The sequence below is a fragment of the Microbulbifer sp. ABF4_148 genome, from assembly GCF_056158985.1.
In genome coordinates, this window is record NZ_JBSWUI010000001.1 from 3,627,844 (window position 1) to 3,645,030 (window position 17,187).

Here is a 17,187-nt window from a genome sequence, read left to right on the forward strand (position 1 = left end):
CAGTAGGCGGACTTGCCGCCCTAATTTCGGGGCGCGATTGTAGCGCTTCAGACTGCGCTCGACCAGTTCATTCAATTAGAGAAGCGTTAACATAAACTGACTGTCTATTTTATAGACACGAACTGAACACCCTGCCCGCCATGCAACGGCAGCAAACCGTCGCAATTTTGCACAGCTTCGGTTAGCATCGGCGCCGCGAAAACACCCCTCAGAAGACCCCACGGATACCAGATGGACACACTCACGATTCGTACCCCGGATGACTGGCACATTCACCTGCGAGATGGCGACGCCCTGGCCCGCACCGTCGGCGATGCCGCACGCCAGTTCCGGCGCGCCATCGTCATGCCCAACCTGGTGCCACCGGTTGTTGACGCAGAGGACGCACTCTTCTATCAGCTGCGGATTCGTGAACATATCCCAGCGGGCAACCCGTTTGAGCCGCTCATGGTGATTTACCTCACCGATCGCACCGATGCAGAGATGGTCAAGCTGGCGCATAAAGCTGGCGTCGTCGCCGCAAAGCTGTACCCGGCCGGCGCTACCACCAATTCTGACTCGGGCGTCACTGATATTGCGAACATCTACCCGGCCCTCGAGGCGATGCAGGAATGCGGTATGAAACTGCTGCTGCACGGAGAGGTAACCACCAGCGACATCGATATTTTTGATCGCGAACAGGTATTTATTGAGAAAATCCTCAAACCCGTCGTGGACGACTTCCCCACCCTGAAAATTGTGCTCGAGCACATCACCACCGCCAATGCCGCAGAATTTGTTGGCCAGGCGCGCGAAGGCGTGGGCGCAACCATTACCGCGCATCATTTGCTGTACAACCGCAACCATATGCTGGTGGGCGGCATCCGCCCGCACTACTACTGCCTGCCGATCCTGAAACGCGGCTACCACCAGGACGCGCTGATCGAGGCCGCCACCAGCGGTAACCCGAAGTTCTTCCTCGGCACGGATTCTGCTCCGCACGCCCAGGACAAAAAGGAAACCGCCTGCGGTTGCGCTGGTTGCTACACCGCCTACAGCGCCATTGAGCTGTATGCGGAAACCTTCGAGCGCGCGGGCAAACTGGACAGGCTGGAAAGCTTTGCCAGTGAGTTTGGCCCTGACTTCTATGGCCTGCCGCGTAATGAAGGTACCATCACCCTGAAACGTGAAACCTGGACCCTGCCGGAAAGCCTGCCGATGGGGGATGAACCATTGATCCCGCTGCGTGCCGGCGAGACCCTGCACTGGCGTCTGGTACCCTAGGCACCATCGGTATCCGGTTTGCCGGGAGCCCCAGTGGCGATTCCCGGCAAACCGCTTTGCACTATCGCACAGGCCTGACCGGCCGGAATTCATTGAACGACCAAGGACACCAAGTGACCCCTGCGGAAGAACCCACCGGCCCAAAGAGCCCATTGGCCCAGCGTTTTCGCGGCTTTTTGCCCGTGGTGGTGGATATCGAAACCGGCGGCTTTAACGCACGCACCGACGCACTGCTGGAAATCTCCGCTGTCATCCTGAACATGGACGACGAGGGTACGCTGTATCCGGAAGAAACCCATAGTTTTCACATCGACCCCTTCGAGGGGGCCAATGTAGAACAATCCGCACTGGACTTTATCGGTATCGACCTGGAATCCCCGGAGCGCGAAGCCTGGCCAGAGGAAATTGCCCTGCCGGAGATGTTCCGCAAGATCCGCACCGCCATCAAAAAGCACAGTTGCACGCGCGCGGTCATGGTTGCGCACAATGCCCACTTCGACCTCGGCTTCCTCAATGCCGCTGTCGAACGCTGCGGGATCAAGCGCAACCCGTTCCACCCGTTTTCCTGCATGGACACTGCCACACTGGCGGGGCTTGCCTACGGCCAGACCGTTCTTGCGAAAGCCTGCCAGGTCGCCGGCATTGCCTTCGATAACAGCAGTGCCCACTCGGCGGACTACGATGCAGAGAAAACCGCGGAACTGTTCTGCGGTATCGTTAATCGCTGGCGGGACATGGGTGGCTGGCCCCTGCCCGAATCCACAGACATCCCCGAATAAACAGACATCGCGGATTTTTAACACTTCTTACCAGTTCTAAACGCCTCTACACGAGGCGCCCCTTTAAGCTCTCCCGAAACCCATCGAGAGAGCCCTCATGAAAGCTGTCACATCCTCTGTTGCGGTCGTCACCGCCGTTTTGCTACTCAGCGCCTGCAACCATCAACCTGAACGCCGCGCCCCGGAAAAAACCGAACACTTCAACACCCTGATCCGCGAGGATGGTTCCAAGACATTCGAGTATACGATTGCCATGCAACGCCCCGAGGGAAGACGCAGCATGGGCGGGGGAACAGGCGGTCGCGGGAGCAAAGGCGGAAAAGGCGGTCGCCCCGACGCCAGTCAGATGGAAGCCATGCAGAGCAAGATGCAGGCACGCATGGAGCGTGCGCTCGAATCTGGCCTGTTAGCCAGGCTGGAAACCTCTGGCTATTGCCGCGAAGGCTACTTTGAACTGGACCGACTGCTGGCCCGGGGGCGCGGCACCGTGCGGGGCGAATGCCGCGAATCCGCCTCAACAGCAGATCGACAACTCTTCCCCAACCCGGAAGCCACATCCACATCGCGGCTGCAGCAATTCGAAACCTTTCAGCGCTGACTCGCCCTCTGCAACCGGGAGACAATCCACAGCCCCACTGTGCACTGATTTCACGCCAAGCAGACCACCTCGTGAAACAGGGTGCCAAAATTGTGCAACCTTGCGCCAATTTAGTGCAACATCCGACCAAGGTCGCATAGGCACCCTCTCCTGCTGCCACCTACCCTCGCTGTGCAACAACGCAAAAAAACAATAATGGTAACAGCGATGAAACTACCCCAAATCGGGCGCCTTGGCCTTTCCGGGCTAATGGCGTCTGCGCTCATGTTCTCTAGTTCTTCCTCTCTCGCCGGCAGCTGGCGGCAAAATGTCGCCATCGGCGGTTTCAACAGCGTCAACATTTACACCCCGGACAGTCGCTCGTCGATCGGTGATGGCAAGGCACTACTGATCGTGCTGCACGGTTGCGCCCAACCCATCAACAACTACCTCACGGCGAATCTGGAAGTCGCAGCAGAAGAGCACGGGATGGTGGTGGCGGTACCGGATGCCGTCAACAAGGCTGGCTTCAGCTGCTGGTCTTACTGGGAAGGCGCGCGCAACCGCTCCTCCGGCGACTACCGCAACCTGATCAACCTGGCGAACACCATGTCGGGTGATGCCGCCCGCGACATCGACCCGGATCAGGTATACATCGCCGGGCTATCGTCCGGCGCTGCATTCGCCAACACCACCGCCTGTATCGCACCGGATGTTTTTGCCGGTATGGCCAGTAGCGCCGGACCCAGCATCGGCACCAGCTCTAACGGCGCCCTCGGCCCCTGCGAGCAGGCAAATGTGACCAGCCGCTGTAACAGTTATGCGGGCACCTATCAGGGCAGCTTCGATACCCAAATTGCCTCGATTGCTTTTGGGCGGGACGATACGACGGTCAACCTTTGCTACAACGAGCAAAACGCGAATGGCATGGCCGGCGTCTATGGGGTCAGCCAACTGTCTGGCAGCAATGTGATCAGCGAGGGCCCGACGCGCACCGCCGAAGAATTCCTCTGGGAAGATGGCCGTGTATCCATGCTGTGGTTCGATAATGTCGATCACGCCTGGTCAGGGGGTGAAGGTGCCAGTGGTGGCTATATCAATGGTAACGGCATCAACTACGCGAGCTATTTGGGACAGTTCTTCCGCGCCAACAATAAGCGCGTTGACCGCAATACCGGGCCCGAGATTAGCAACCTGACTGCGACCGATAGCAACGGCGCACTGGCAATCAGTGGCAATGCATTGGATGCCGAGGGCAGCGTCTCGAACGTGGCCATCTCCATCAGCAACATCGACGGCGGCTCCCCCGTCGTGGTGGAGACGCTCAACACCCAGGCGGCACCGAGTGACGGATTCTTCAGTGCAACCAGTGATGCTCTTGCCGACGGACTCTACGAGGTCAGCGCCAAGGCAGTAGACAACGAGGGCGCCGAAGGTAACGTGGTATCGGTCACTCAGCGCGTCGGGCCAGAACCGCCCGCCACCGCACCGGTACTGAGTGACATCGCCGCCAGCGTCTCCGGCCAGTGTGCCACCGTGACGGGTACAGTGGTGGATGCCAACCAGAACCTCGATACGGTGATCGTCGGCTTTAGCAACGGCAACGTTGCCGCAAGCCTCTCCGGCAACAGCTACTCGGCGCAGGGCTGCAACTTGCCCGGTGGCGCCAACCAGGCCACCGTCACCGCCACGGATACAACCCAGCTTGCCAGCACCGATAGCGTCAGCTTTGACATTGATGCAGGCCAGACAGGGGATTACAACTTCCATATCAGTGCCGGCCATATCACCTGGGGCGTGGGCTATTCAGCCTGTTACCTCGCGTTCGGCACCTCCCCATTTACCATGCGCGAATATCCCTCCGGTAGCGACTGCCAGTGGATTGCTGACGGCGACAGCAGCTGTGCCGGACCGGTACAGGCCTGTGCCAGCGGTGGTGGCGGCAGCGCACCCACGGACACCGATGGGGACGGCGTAGAGGACGCCCTCGACAACTGCCCCAACGACGCCAATGCGGGTCAGGAGGACAACGACAACGATGGGATCGGTAACGCCTGTGATAGCACGCCCGACGGTACGCCGGCAGATACTGATGGCGATGGTGTCACCGACAGCGCCGACAACTGCCCGACGGTTGCCAACTCCGGCCAGGAAGACAACGATAACGATGGTATCGGCAATGCCTGCGACAGCACGCCTGACGGCGTTCCGTCAGATACCGATGATGATGGTGTCAGCGACGACGTCGATAACTGCCCGGCAATTGCCAACCCCGGCCAGGAAGACAATGACAACGACGGTATCGGTAATGCTTGCGACAGCACGCCAGATGGTGAGGTAGCCTGTACCGAGTACACCGCCAACAACTACAACCATGTACTCGCCGGTCGCGCAACCACATCCCTGGGTTATACCTATGCGGTCGGGTCGGGCGACAACCTGGGACTGTATAACGTCTTTGTCACGACGACCCTGGCAGAAACCAGTGACGGTTATTTCGAACTAGGAAATTGCCCCTGATCCCCTTCCATCCAGACACCATGGGCCCCAGCCGGGGCCCATATTTTTTTCCGGACAGTGCAAGACGCCGCGGTTCTGCAAGCCCTCAACATAGCCGTATCCAGAGCGTCTGGCCACGTCCGACCTCCCGGCTCTAACGCAGAGACACACCACCCTGTCAGCGCGGAGGTTGCGACTGCCGACCGGAGATTGCCCAGCAAAAAGCTTGACGTGAAAAACATTTTTCGGTCGAAAACCGCGAAAAGGTGATTTTTTGTGCAACTTCGGTTAAAATGCGCCGTTTACACAAGATAACGGATATAAAAGTGGCCAAGAAAGCAGCTAGCCGCAAACAGGCAGATCCCCTCGAGACCAGTGAAAGCATCGAAGCGCAGGTACAGGCCTTCCTGCAATCTGGTGGCAAGATTGAGCAGGTGCCCAAGGGCGTCAGTGGCCAAACCAACACTTCCGGCCCCAAGCACATCACCCTGGGCAAAAAGCCCCGCAGCTGATCTGACCCGCGCCATCTGGCGAAACCGTTTACGCCCCTGAAGTACCCTCAGCCGGTACTTCAGCGTATGGCGGTGAATACCTTCCAGCGCGCCCCGGCTTACGCCCCATGGCGCCAAGGGCCCATCGCGATTGCCCAGCCCTGGAGCGCTTCTCCCATTGGCAAGTGCACCCCGCGCCCCAACACACCTCCCTGCCAGCGTCGACCAGAAGAGTGAAGTGCCGTCGTGGCATCCCGACTGGCAACCCGTTAAACCCCGCCTCAGCAGCACGCCCGATCGAAAGACCTGTTTGCATCGGGACAAACAAAAACGGGACCCGAATTGGGTCCCGCAGGAAAATCAACGTGGCGAGCATGGCGCTCACCCCTGATCTGGGATCAGGGCATCTCTTCGAGTTCTGCGCCCTCTTTCACCGGAGGCATCATGTCCTCTTTGGTAATACCCATCATCATCAGGATATTGGCCGCCACATAAATGGAGGAGTAGGTACCTACCCACACACCCACGATCAGGGCCAGGGAGAAGTTGTGGATCAACTCACCGCCAAAGAACTGCAATGCCATCAGTACCAGCAAGGTGGTCGCAGACGTCATCAAGGTACGGCCAAGAGTCTGGCTCAGTGAGATGTTGATAATGTCTTCCGGCGTGCCCTTGCGCACTTTACGGAAATTCTCGCGAATACGGTCTGATACCACGATGGTGTCGTTCAGCGAGTAACCGATAACGGCCAGGATTGCCGCCAGTACGGTCAGGTCAAAATCCAGTTTGAGCAGGGCGAAAAAGCCCAGCACGATAATGACGTCGTGAGCCAATGCGGCAACCGCACCGATCGAGAATTTGTACTGGAAACGCAGCGCGACGTAAGCCATCACCACCACCAGTGCAAACAGCATCCCCAGGCCGCCATCGTCACGCAGCTCCTCACCGACCTGCGGACCGACCACTTCGACACGGCGCAGATCGACTTTGCCAGACGTACCCTGGCGCAAAACGTTGACGACTTCATCACCAATGGATTGCGAGGCTTTCTCGTCACGCGCGCGTGTCTGCGTTTGCTGCTCGGTAACCTTGGGCGGCAGCTTGATCAGCAGTTCGTTATCCGAACCAAAGTTGACCACGGTCGCGCCTTCATAGCCCGCAGCATCCAGCTGCTGACGCACGTCCTCAATACGGGGCGCCTCTTCGTAACCCACTTCAATCTGGGTACCGCCGGTGAAATCCAGACCGAACTGCAGTCCATTCATCGCCAGGGCGGAAATAGAAGCGATCAGGGTAATCGCGGACAACAGGATCGCCAGCTTGCGCCAGCGCATAAAGTCGAAAACGCGCTGCCCCATGTACTCGGTAATTTTGCCTTCCGCGTTCACAGTAACGTTGTTGTTCTTGCTCATGGTCGCGCTCCTCAAATCCACAACTTCTCGACACGGCGACCGCCGTAGATCAGGTTAATCAGCGCCCGTGTGCCCATAATGGCACTGAACATGGAGGTCAGGATGCCGATAGACAGGGTGACCGCAAAGCCCTGCACCGGGCCGGAACCAATCGCATAGAGAATCACCGCCACAATGAGCGTGGTGATGTTCGCATCCACAATGGTGCTGTAAGCATTGTCAAAACCGGCATTGATGGCCGTCTGCGGCGGCAACCCATTGCGTAGCTCTTCCCGTATTCGCGAGAAGATCAGCACGTTGGCATCCACCGCCATACCCACTGTCAGGACGATACCGGCAATACCCGGCAGGGTGAGCGTCGCTCCGAGCATCGACATGACCGCCACCAGCAGCACCAGGTTCACCGCCAGGGCGATATTCGCAGCCAGACCGAACACCCGGTAGAACAGCAGCATAAAGATCAATACGCCGACCAGGCCGATTTTCACCGACGTCACACCAACCTTGATGTTATCCGCGCCCAGAGAAGGACCGATTACACGTTCTTCGACGAAGTACATGGGTGCGGCAAGCGCACCGGCACGCAGCAACAGCGCCAGTTCCTGGGCTTCTGCCGGGCTGTCCAGGCCGGTAATGCGGAACTGGCGGCCCAGTGCACTCTGCACCGTCGCGAGGCTGATGATTTTCCTTTCATCGGAGCGCTTCTGCACCGTGATTTCGTTGCCCTGTTCGTCAATTTTGGTTTCCGGAGTAAAGCGGCTTTCAATGAACAGGGTGCCCATACGGCGGCCAACGTTCTTCCAGGTGGCGCGATGCATCAGCTCGCCACCGCGGGAATCCAGGGTGATGTTGACCTGGGGGAAACCGCTCTCGTCATAGCCTACGCGGGCGTCGGTCACCCGGTTACCGGTGATAATGACTTTGCGCTCGAGCCAGGCACCACCGTAGGCCGCGGCCTGCTGCTCGTTGCGATATTCGAAATAGGCTTTATTGGTGACCAGCTCGTCCGGACGGGCTTCCATACGGTATTCGAGGTTGGCGGTCTTACCGATGATACGCTTCGCCTCAGCGGTGTCCTGCACACCCGGCAGCTCCACCACAATGCGGCTGCGACCCTGGCGCTGGACAATCGGCTCAGCCACACCCAGCTCATTCACCCGGTTACGGAGCGTGGTCAGGTTCTGGGTGACCGCATAATCTTCCAGCTGCTTGATCTCCTGATCAGACAGCGTGGCGCGTACCACCAGATTCTCGCCCCCACCAGTCTGCTCGATGGTCAGTGTTGGGAACTCCTTGCGCAAGGTCGACACGGCCAGATTGCGCAGCTCCTCGGAGCGGAAACGGGCAACGATTTCCCGATCATTGACCAGGTCGACGCTGCGATACCGTGCCTTGGCGGCACGCAGTTTGGTCTTTACGTCCTGGACGTAACCTTCCATGTTGGTCTTCACGATGGTGTTGGTGTCGACCTCCATCAGGAAGTGAACACCACCAGCAAGGTCGAGACCAAGCTTCATCGGGCCAGCCCCCAGGTCCGCCAGCCACTGTGGCGTCGTTGAGGCGAGGTTGAGCGCGACCACATAATCGCTGTGACCAAGGGCTTCCTGAATCGCACGCTTGGCGGGCAGCTGCTCCTCAATGGAGTTGAGGCGTAGCAGTACCGCCTTTTCGGTCACCTCACCACCAAAGTACTCGATGCCGGCGGCATCCAGCGCGGACTGCGCCTCATTGAGCACATTTTGATCGATGGTCATGGCGCTCGACTGGCCGGAAATCTGTACCGCCGGATCGGGCTTGTACAGGTTGGGCGCGGCGTAGAGGAACCCAAGGCTCACGACCGCGAGAATCAGGAGATATTTCCAGAGGGGGTAGCGATTCATGCTGCTCTCGTAATTAATGCTACGACCCGAACCTCGGGCCGGTCTTTTTATCGATTCGAGGGAGATGAGGGCACAACCGGCAAATTGCAAGGCGTACCCCTACCCCGCAGAGGCAGCTGATTATACGGGGATCACCTTGCGGCACAAATCGCGCCCTGTGACCAGGGAGAATAGGCTAAAAAACCACCAACCGTGGACAAAAAGACGGCAGGGGCGACGCGCCCCACGCTTTTTGCCAGGGATCACTCGCCCGACGGATCCAGCGACGGTACCTCGCGACCGAGGCCGGCATAAAACTTGGAGACATACGCATCCAGTTCTCCAGCTGCAATGGCGTCACGCAGGTTCTGCATCAGGCGCTGGTAGTGCCGCAGGTTGTGAATGGTGTTGAGCTGGGACCCGAGAATCTCGCCGCACTTGTCCAGATGGTGGAGGTAACTGCGGGAAAAATTCTGGCAGGTATAACAATCGCAGTCTTCTTCCAGCGGGCGCGTATCGTGGCGATGTTTGGCATTGCGGATCTTCACCACCCCCTCGAAGGTAAACAGGTGGCCGTTGCGCGCGTTGCGGGTGGGCATCACGCAGTCGAACATATCCACCCCCCGACGCACCGCCTCGACAATATCCTCCGGCTTGCCCACGCCCATCAGGTAGCGCGGCTTGTCTTCCGGCATCTTGTACGCCAGATGATCAAGCACCTTGATCATCTCCTCCTTGGGCTCGCCTACCGACAGGCCGCCAATCGCGTAGCCATCGAAGCCGATATCGGTGAGGCCCTTCAGTGACACATCGCGCAATTCAGGGTACATGCCACCCTGGACAATGCCGAACAGTGCCGAAGGGCTGTCACCATGGGCGGTTTTGGAACGCTCGGCCCAGCGCAGGGACAACTCCATCGACTTGCGCGCCTCGTCCGGCGTGGCCGGGTACGGGGTGCACTCGTCAAAGATCATCACAATATCGGAGCCCAGCTCCCGCTGGACCCGCATGGAGCCCTCCGGGTCCAGGAAGACCTTGCTGCCATCCACCGGCGACTGGAAGGAAACCCCCTCCTCGGTAATCTTGCGCATCTTGCCCAGGCTGAACACCTGGAAACCACCGGAGTCGGTCAGGATCGGCCCGTGCCACTGCATAAAGTCGTGCAGGTCGCCATGCTCCCGCACCACCTCCGTGCCGGGACGCAGCATCAGGTGGAAGGTATTACCCAGAATGATATGCGCACCAATCGCTTCCACATCGCGCGGCAACATCCCCTTGACCGTGCCATAGGTACCTACCGGCATAAATGCAGGCGTCTCCACCACTCCACGGGGGAAACGCAGCCGGCCACGACGGGCCTTGCCGTCTGTAGTGTCCAGCTCAAACTGCATAAAGCATTCGGGGCGGGTTTCAGCACCGCTCATGGGTCATCCTCGGTATTCAAATATGGGAAAGGCCGACAGAAGAGACTGTCGGCGGGCAGCGTTCGTGCCCGATTCTAGTCGAGCCCTTCGACGTCGTTATTGCGCTCGATCAGCATCGCGTCACCGTAACTGAAAAAGCGATACCGTTCTTCCACCGCCATCCGGTAGGCATCCATGGTGTTCTGATAACCCGCGAAGGCACTCACCAGCATCATCAAAGTGGATTCCGGCAGGTGGAAATTGGTGATCAACCGGTCGACCACCCGGAACTGGTAGCCCGGGTAGATAAAGATATCGGTCTCGCCGACCGTCGGCTTCAGCTCACCAGTGGCGGCGGCACTCTCGAGTGCGCGCACACTGGTGGTGCCCACCGCAATCACGCGACCGCCGCGGGCTTTGCAATCCCGCACGGCGTGACACACCGATTCCGGTACGTGCAGTACCTCGCTGTGCATCTGGTGCTCAAAAATACTGTCGACCCGTACGGGCTGGAAGGTACCCGCCCCCACGTGCAGGGTTACAAATGCGGTCTCGACGCCCATATTGCGCAGAGTATCGAGCATATCGTCATCAAAATGCAGCCCCGCCGTCGGCGCCGCCACTGCTCCGGGCTCGCGGCTGTAGACCGTCTGGTAGCGCTCTTTGTCGGACTCTTCATCTGGCCGGTCAATATAGGGCGGCAATGGCATATGCCCCAGACGCTCCAGCACCGGCAACACCCCTTCACTCTTCGGGAAAGCCAGTTCAAACAGCGCATCGTGGCGCGCCACCATTTCCAGCACAGTATCGTCCTCCAGCAGGATCTCGCTACCGGGCTTGGGCGACTTGCTCGAGCGGATATGCGCCAACGCGCGTTCTTCGTCCAGCACACGCTCAATCAGAATCTCTAGCTTGCCACCACTGGCCTTGCGCCCAAACAGGCGCGCAGGGATCACCCGGGTATCATTGAACACCAGCAGGTCACCGGGCCTTACCAGGTCGGGCAAATCCGCAAACTGACGGTGGGACACAGCCCCGCTGGGACCATCCAGACACAGTAAACGGCTCCCACGGCGCTCGGCAGCGGGAGTACGGGCAATCAGCTCATCGGGCAGATCGAAGTGAAAATCCTGGCGACGCATGGCTTCAGTGTAGGTGCTCGGGGTTGGCAGGCATTGAACGAACTGGGCGCGAAGGTTAACGGAATCCAGCCCCATCGCCAAATCCAGTTGACCGGGCAAAACCCATCGCTATAATCGTCCCCCTCGCTGAGGCATGCAAACACACGCCTCCAGCATTGCCAGAGTGGTGAAATTGGTAGACACAGGGGATTCAAAATCCCCCGCCTTAACGGGTGTGCCGGTTCGAGTCCGGCCTCTGGTACCAAACAAAAAAGGCCCGCACCCGCGGGCCTTTTTTGTTTGGTACCAGAGGTCTGGTGAGAACCGGCATCCCGGTTCGACCGTTTGCGTCCCAGACGCAAACAACACCAAGCAACCGGCTACGGTTGCGCAGCCCCGAAGGGGGCAAAAAGCCCCTAGGCTTTTTGAGTAGTCCGGCCGAATTAAGAACCCCATAATCGCCGCACCCGCGGGCCCTTTTATGTTTGGCATCTGAGGTCTGGTGAGAACCGGCATCCCGGCCGAAACGTCGGACCGTCGAGTTTGCGTCCCAGACGCAAACAACACCAAGCAACCGGCTACGGTTGCGCAGCCCCGAAGGGGGCAAAAAGCCCCTAGGCTTTTTGAGTAGTCCGGCCGGATTAAGAACCCCATAATCGCCGCACCCGCGGGCCTTTTTTGTTTGTACCGGAAGGTCGGCGAGCCCGGCACCCCAGCCGAAACGTCGGACCGTCGAAATCGTGCTTACAGCACAATCAACAACGAGCACACGCTGGCGGAGGCGAAGCCCGCAGGGGCCCTTAGCCTTTTTATTTAGTCCGGCCGGATGAAAAACCACTTCTTTCGCGCGAACGCAGACCGTATCCGCTCCCGGTAGCAAGCCAACAAACCTTACCTCCGGTCAAAATATCAAATGTTGAATTTTCGGCCAATACACAATTCGATTTTTCTTTCAATCATTTCCACTTACCCTTAATCTACATTGCGAAATAACTTACACACTTCAACCAGGGCCGATCTTTTTGAACCCGGGTGATGAATAAAATCGAGAATCCTGTATTCGTATCGGCCAAACCGCTCACTATAAAGCCAATTAAAGAAGCGGATTTTTCCGTCATAGAGGAATGGTATCCCCCCCCTTGAGACCAGATATTTTCTGATGGAGTGCCCCCCTTCAAAGGGAATAAAAAGTAGCCCAGGCGAAAACTTGGCCCCATCAGGGTCCTCTGGAAATAGCCCCCCCGCCCATTCAGTCTCAATGAGCAGCACCTGTTCAGCCTTACCATCGGCGTCGAGATCTATCGCTGACTCCCAGACAAACTGATCTCCTCTATTGATACGCACCCGTATATCGTCAAGAAAAAAATCCACCCGCCTTTCAAGAACCTCATCAGACAGCGTCGGAAACCTATTTCTATAGTAATCTTCAAATAAAGGAAAATAATTAGAGGGCTTATCAACGTAAGTCCGTTTCATTTCAGCAAAATTTCCACCACTCATCTTGGGAAAGTAATTGCTAAGGACCAACTCATCTCCAATAGAGTTAAATAACTCATTGGCATCCTGACAAAGCTCGTATCTTTCGCCCTTGACAACTCTCCAATCTTCGAATCGCTCATTCCCAAAACAAAAACTGAAAGGAAAAGAGAAACAAATGAACATCAGCAACTTAAAGTTATTCACGGTATACTCCCATTCGGCATATAAAGACTTTAGACTGTAAAACTACCTTTCCCGAATACTCTCTTCCTTGAATCTCAATAGCGAGTTAAAGAAACACTCTTACCCGGCGACAACCTTCCCACGCCTCCACCCGCTAGAAATTCATCAACGCTAAGACAAATATACAGGATTTATATTTCTGTAAGTCCGCATATTATTGCGACACTATCCCATAATTTTTTTGCGCCAAGCTGATTTGAGACAAAAGCCACAACAATCGATTACTTATCGCAGCCTTGTTCTTTTTTTAACCAGACACTGCTATTTTCTGCAATAACACTTCCATAACAAATTCCTCCCCAAATAGACCCAACCCCTCAGAGGGCAACCTAGTGGATAAGTGCATTTGCACAGGAAGCATTTGAATCTATTTGATGGGATCCAGACTCCGCATCAACATACCCAAACCCATAAGAGGCTCAGTTGTTCCGAACCATCATTGCTCTGGAGACCTCAAAGCGAAGGTGATCTGAATGGGAATCCTCTAAACAGGAAGATCAAGATTCGAAGAGCAATTCGGCCATGCGTTTCGATTCTCGTAATCCGAAAAGTAACTTTCCCGAACCCGTTATCCAGACTCTAGAGGTCACCAAGTCAATTTACCGAACGATCAAAGTATGAGAGGGGGAAAACTCAGGGCGCTCGCTATCACTCGATCCCAAAAATTCCTGATATCTAGCCTGCACTGCGAAATATCGATCTCAACAGCTTGATTTATAAAGATTTTTTATTTTTCTTATAAAAGAATGAGATTCAACCCCCACCTTAACGAGTGCCCGGCTCGACCGATTTTGTCAACAGCAAAATCAACATCGCGCAACCCTACGCAGTTACACGGCCTCTAGGCTTTTGAGTAGCCCGGCCGGATAAAAAGCCTTCCCCCCCACAATATCAATCCTCTTTGACACATGCGGTAAAACTACCCCACCACCTCGAAAGCAATCAAAAACGCAGCAAAACACCTAAACCCAGTGATCGACATTAGAAAAAACCATACGATATCCCCCTACACATAAAATTTTTTCCCAGCAGTAATACTCAATGAAACTCTTTTCCTGCGCGCTACTCGTCACAGCCATGATGAGTCATGTGAGCGTGGCGAATGCGGACGGAAAGCAATCCCTCCCACAGCCCGAAACCGATACAGTGCAAACCTCCTGGTGGCCGGGTTACTTGCATAACTACCCCGTTGAAGGTGATCGATGGCAAGGCTTCGAGGTCTCACGATTCAGTCAGCATGTAAAAGCCATCCCTTATGAGACCACGGGCCTGCTGGCTGGCACACTGGCGTTAGGGCTGGGCGACTGGGGATGGGGATCGAGCAACTTCAAGACAACCAGCGAAGGTTTCTTTGGCCTGGACACCGCGAACGGTGGTATGGACAAACTCGGCCATATTCACGGCTCCTATGTCATGAGTGATCTACTCGCCGACGCCATCCATTACCGCGCACAGGACGCCAGAGGTGCAGAAGCTTCAGCGGCCGCCATCGCCTGGACCACCATGCTGCTGGTAGAAATTGGCGATGGCTATGCCAGTGAACACGGATTCGCTGGAGAAGACATTGTTGCCAACACCACAGGGGTCGGCCTATCGTACCTGCGGCGCAACATCCCCGGCTTACGGGAAAAGCTGGATTATCGCCTCGAATACGTTCCTTCTGGCAACAATATAGGGTTCAAGCCCCACTCAGACTATTCCGGGCAGAAGTATGTACTCGCATTGAAGTTAAGCGGCTTTAACCTGCCTCGCCGACATCCCGCCCGCTTCCTTGAATTACACGGTGGTTACTTCGCCCGAGGCTTCACCCTGAGCTAAGAACGTTTGGGCGAATCACGTCGACGGGAACTGTATGTCGGCGTTAGCCTGAATATGGGAGAAATTCTATTCGGAAATGCTGCCAGCAAAGATTCATCTTTTGCACAGCTTGGCCGCCGCTTCCTGGAGTATATCCAGCTGCCCAATACCTATGTCGCCAATGTCCGTGATTGAGCGCGTGTGATTAGATTACCGGAACACTACCTTGTGACTGGTCAAAAGCCGGCGCAAACGCGCCGGCCTGCAGGCATGGTTTATACCGGCTAAAAGTCACCAGTCCGCAAACAGGCACTCTGGTGGTCTTCACTTCCGCGCAAGTCCGGCACCTCTGACGCACAGCCGGCATTCGCATAGGGACAGCGGGTGCGGAATACACAGCCACTGGGAGGATTGATCGGGGACGGTAGCTCGCCTTCCAATAGCTGAATCGTTTTGCTTTTTTCGATATTGGGGTCCGGAATCGGCACCGCAGACATCAACGCCTGGGTATACGGGTGTTGAGGATTGGCGAATAGCTTATCGGCCGTACCCACCTCAACCGCATTTCCCAGATACATCACCACGACACGATCAGAAATATGCTTTACCACTGAGAGGTCATGGGCGATAAAAATGAGCGACAGGTTCATCTCGCGCTGCAATTCTTTGAGCAGGTTGACAACCTGCGCCTGAATGGAGACATCCAGTGCAGACACCGGCTCATCACAGATAATGAGCCTGGGTTCCAGAATCAACGCGCGGGCAATGCCAATGCGCTGACACTGGCCGCCGGAGAATTCGTGCGGATAGCGATTGACCAGGTTCGGCAACAGGCCCACTTTCCGCATCATGCTCTTCACACGATCGGCGACCTCTTCCCTGGGGACATCCGGACGCAGGGTGCGCAACGGTTCCGCAATGATATCGCCGATGGTCATACGCGGGTTCAGGGAGGCCAGCGGATCCTGAAAGATCATCTGGATATCGGATCGGGTCACACGCAGCGCTTTGCTATCCAGCTCTGTGAGATCCTGGCCCAACCAGAGCACGCTGCCATCTGTCGCCTTGATCAGGCCGATAATGGCTCGCGCCAGGGTAGACTTGCCGCAGCCCGATTCACCCACGACACCAAGGGTTTCGCCGGCATAGAGCTGCAGATCCACCCCGTTTACCGCCTTCAGGTTCGCAGGCTTGCTCCAGGGCCATGCATTCTCCTTCTTGACCGAGAAGTGCACCTTGAGATCCTGAACATCCAGCAACAATTCTTTTTCTGCAATGGTCATCAGCTGGCCTCCAGTATCTCTGTGACATCAGCGTGGCATGCACGCATACGCTCACCATCAAATGCCTGCAGTGCCGGCGCTTCATGACGGCATCGATCCTGCGCGCGATGACAGCGTTCCTGGAATGGGCAGCCGGAGGGCAGGCTGAGCAAGTTGGGTGGGTTACCGGGAATGGTGGGCAGCGCCTCACCCCCGGTATCGAGTCGCGGGATAGCTTTTAACAAACCTTCACTGTAAGGATGGGTCGGGCGATAAAAAATGTCATCGGCGCTACCGTACTCCATGGTACGGCCGGCATACATCACCAGCACTTTGTCACAGGCGCCGGCCACCACACCAAGGTCATGGGTAATCATAATGATTGCCGTGTTGAAGTCCCGTTTGAGTTCGTTCAACAATGCGAGAATCTGGGCCTGAACGGTAACGTCCAGCGCTGTGGTCGGTTCGTCAGCAATCAACAGTTCAGGGCTACACAACAAGGCCATGGCGATCATGACTCGTTGGCGCATACCGCCGGAAAACTCATGGGGATACATGTTGATACGCTTTTGCGCTTCCGGGATTTTTACCGCATCGAGCATGCGTACCGCTTCCACAAGTGCGGCCCTCTTGTTCATGCCCTTGTGCTTCACCAACACTTCCGCCAGCTGGTTACCCACTTTCATATAAGGGTTCAGGGAAGTCATCGGGTCCTGGAAAATCATCGCGATTTTCTCGGCACGGATCTTGTTCAGGTCTCGCTCGGGCAAGCCGAGGATCTCCTGCCCCTTGAACTGGGCACTCCCGCTAACAACGCCATTCTTGGCCAATAAACCCATCATAGAGAATACCGTCTGGGTTTTTCCGGATCCGGATTCCCCAACAATACCCAGCGTCTCACCCGCATCCAGGGAAAAATTCAGGTCGTTCACGGCAGTCACCGCCCCTTCAGGCGTTGTGAATTCTACTCGTAAATCTTTCACAGTTAGTAACGACATGAAG

At 56.6% G+C, this 17,187-nt stretch carries 14 protein-coding genes and 1 tRNA gene; 8 read left to right on the forward strand and 7 right to left on the reverse strand.

Annotated elements, in window-relative coordinates:
- Positions 1 to 231 precede the first annotated feature (231 nt).
- The 5 genes from pyrC (at position 232) to ACXAD0_RS16035 (ending at position 5,630) form a co-directional block, all read left to right on the forward strand.
- Positions 232 to 1,263 carry a dihydroorotase gene (gene pyrC / locus ACXAD0_RS16015; protein ID WP_475089631.1) on the forward strand — a complete coding sequence of 344 codons (1,032 nt, stop codon included), beginning with the start codon at positions 232 to 234 and terminating at the stop codon, positions 1,261 to 1,263.
- A 113-nt stretch (positions 1,264 to 1,376) separates the two neighbouring features.
- Positions 1,377 to 2,042: a ribonuclease T gene (gene rnt, locus ACXAD0_RS16020; protein ID WP_475089632.1), complete on the forward strand. Its 666-nt coding sequence runs from the start codon at positions 1,377 to 1,379 to the stop codon at positions 2,040 to 2,042.
- A gap of 97 nt (positions 2,043 to 2,139) precedes the next feature.
- Positions 2,140 to 2,640 carry a hypothetical protein gene (locus tag ACXAD0_RS16025; protein ID WP_475089633.1) on the forward strand — a complete coding sequence of 167 codons (501 nt, stop codon included), beginning with the start codon at positions 2,140 to 2,142 and terminating at the stop codon, positions 2,638 to 2,640.
- A 207-nt stretch (positions 2,641 to 2,847) separates the two neighbouring features.
- Positions 2,848 to 5,139 (forward strand): extracellular catalytic domain type 1 short-chain-length polyhydroxyalkanoate depolymerase, encoded by a 2,292-nt coding sequence (locus tag ACXAD0_RS16030; RefSeq protein ID WP_475089634.1) that lies wholly within the window; start codon positions 2,848 to 2,850, stop codon positions 5,137 to 5,139.
- Between the two features lie 305 nt (positions 5,140 to 5,444).
- Positions 5,445 to 5,630, forward strand: coding sequence for a hypothetical protein (locus ACXAD0_RS16035; protein WP_475089636.1), 186 nt, complete (start codon positions 5,445 to 5,447; stop codon positions 5,628 to 5,630).
- Between the two features lie 377 nt (positions 5,631 to 6,007).
- Here the strand turns inward: ACXAD0_RS16035 and secF are convergent, their stop codons facing one another.
- The 4 genes from secF to queA form a co-directional block, all read right to left on the reverse strand.
- Positions 6,008 to 7,021, reverse strand: coding sequence for a protein translocase subunit SecF (secF, locus tag ACXAD0_RS16040; protein ID WP_475089638.1), 1,014 nt, complete (start codon positions 7,019 to 7,021; stop codon positions 6,008 to 6,010).
- 11 nt (positions 7,022 to 7,032) lie between these two features.
- Positions 7,033 to 8,901 (reverse strand): protein translocase subunit SecD, encoded by a 1,869-nt coding sequence (gene secD, locus ACXAD0_RS16045; RefSeq protein ID WP_475089640.1) that lies wholly within the window; start codon positions 8,899 to 8,901, stop codon positions 7,033 to 7,035.
- A gap of 242 nt (positions 8,902 to 9,143) precedes the next feature.
- On the reverse strand, positions 9,144 to 10,271 hold the full coding sequence (gene tgt, locus ACXAD0_RS16050) for a tRNA guanosine(34) transglycosylase Tgt (RefSeq protein WP_475090406.1): 1,128 nt from the start codon (positions 10,269 to 10,271) through the stop codon (positions 9,144 to 9,146).
- Positions 10,272 to 10,378: 107 nt separating this feature from the next.
- Positions 10,379 to 11,425, reverse strand: a complete 1,047-nt coding sequence (queA, locus tag ACXAD0_RS16055; protein WP_475090407.1) for a tRNA preQ1(34) S-adenosylmethionine ribosyltransferase-isomerase QueA — start codon at positions 11,423 to 11,425, stop codon at positions 10,379 to 10,381.
- A 157-nt stretch (positions 11,426 to 11,582) separates the two neighbouring features.
- Between queA and ACXAD0_RS16060 the strand changes: the two genes are divergently transcribed.
- Positions 11,583 to 11,669: transfer RNA gene (locus ACXAD0_RS16060), tRNA-Leu, on the forward strand.
- Between the two features lie 707 nt (positions 11,670 to 12,376).
- On the opposite strand, the gene ACXAD0_RS16065 is transcribed toward ACXAD0_RS16060, so the two are convergent.
- Positions 12,377 to 13,087, reverse strand: a complete 711-nt coding sequence (locus tag ACXAD0_RS16065; protein ID WP_475089641.1) for a hypothetical protein — start codon at positions 13,085 to 13,087, stop codon at positions 12,377 to 12,379.
- 1,080 nt (positions 13,088 to 14,167) lie between these two features.
- On the opposite strand from ACXAD0_RS16065, the gene ACXAD0_RS16070 reads away from it, so the two are divergent.
- Positions 14,168 to 14,944 (forward strand): DUF2279 domain-containing protein, encoded by a 777-nt coding sequence (locus ACXAD0_RS16070; protein ID WP_475089642.1) that lies wholly within the window; start codon positions 14,168 to 14,170, stop codon positions 14,942 to 14,944.
- Between the two features lie 6 nt (positions 14,945 to 14,950).
- Positions 14,951 to 15,118, forward strand: coding sequence for a hypothetical protein (locus tag ACXAD0_RS16075; RefSeq protein ID WP_475089643.1), 168 nt, complete (start codon positions 14,951 to 14,953; stop codon positions 15,116 to 15,118).
- An 89-nt stretch (positions 15,119 to 15,207) separates the two neighbouring features.
- On the opposite strand, the gene oppF is transcribed toward ACXAD0_RS16075, so the two are convergent.
- A complete protein-coding gene (gene oppF / locus ACXAD0_RS16080) occupies positions 15,208 to 16,206 on the reverse strand; it encodes a murein tripeptide/oligopeptide ABC transporter ATP binding protein OppF (protein WP_475089645.1) in 999 nt (332 codons plus the stop codon).
- Positions 16,206 to 17,183: an oligopeptide ABC transporter ATP-binding protein OppD gene (gene oppD / locus ACXAD0_RS16085; protein WP_475089646.1), complete on the reverse strand. Its 978-nt coding sequence runs from the start codon at positions 17,181 to 17,183 to the stop codon at positions 16,206 to 16,208. Before oppD ends, oppF begins: the two co-directional genes overlap by 1 nt.
- Positions 17,184 to 17,187 lie beyond the last annotated feature (4 nt).

Bases quoted from the DNA above. Each gene is read 5' to 3' on its own strand.
- pyrC (WP_475089631.1), top strand. From the start codon at position 232: ATGGACACACTCACGATTCGTACCCCGGATGACTGGCACATTCACCTG.
- ACXAD0_RS16025 (WP_475089633.1), top strand. From the start codon at position 2,140: ATGAAAGCTGTCACATCCTCTGTTGCGGTCGTCACCGCCGTTTTGCTA.
- ACXAD0_RS16030 (WP_475089634.1), top strand. From the start codon at position 2,848: ATGAAACTACCCCAAATCGGGCGCCTTGGCCTTTCCGGGCTAATGGCG.
- secF (WP_475089638.1), bottom strand. From the start codon at position 7,021: ATGAGCAAGAACAACAACGTTACTGTGAACGCGGAAGGCAAAATTACC.
- secD (WP_475089640.1), bottom strand. From the start codon at position 8,901: ATGAATCGCTACCCCCTCTGGAAATATCTCCTGATTCTCGCGGTCGTG.
- tgt (WP_475090406.1), bottom strand. From the start codon at position 10,271: ATGCAGTTTGAGCTGGACACTACAGACGGCAAGGCCCGTCGTGGCCGG.
- queA (WP_475090407.1), bottom strand. From the start codon at position 11,425: ATGCGTCGCCAGGATTTTCACTTCGATCTGCCCGATGAGCTGATTGCC.
- ACXAD0_RS16070 (WP_475089642.1), top strand. From the start codon at position 14,168: ATGAAACTCTTTTCCTGCGCGCTACTCGTCACAGCCATGATGAGTCAT.
- oppF (WP_475089645.1), bottom strand. From the start codon at position 16,206: ATGACCATTGCAGAAAAAGAATTGTTGCTGGATGTTCAGGATCTCAAG.
- oppD (WP_475089646.1), bottom strand. From the start codon at position 17,183: ATGTCGTTACTAACTGTGAAAGATTTACGAGTAGAATTCACAACGCCT.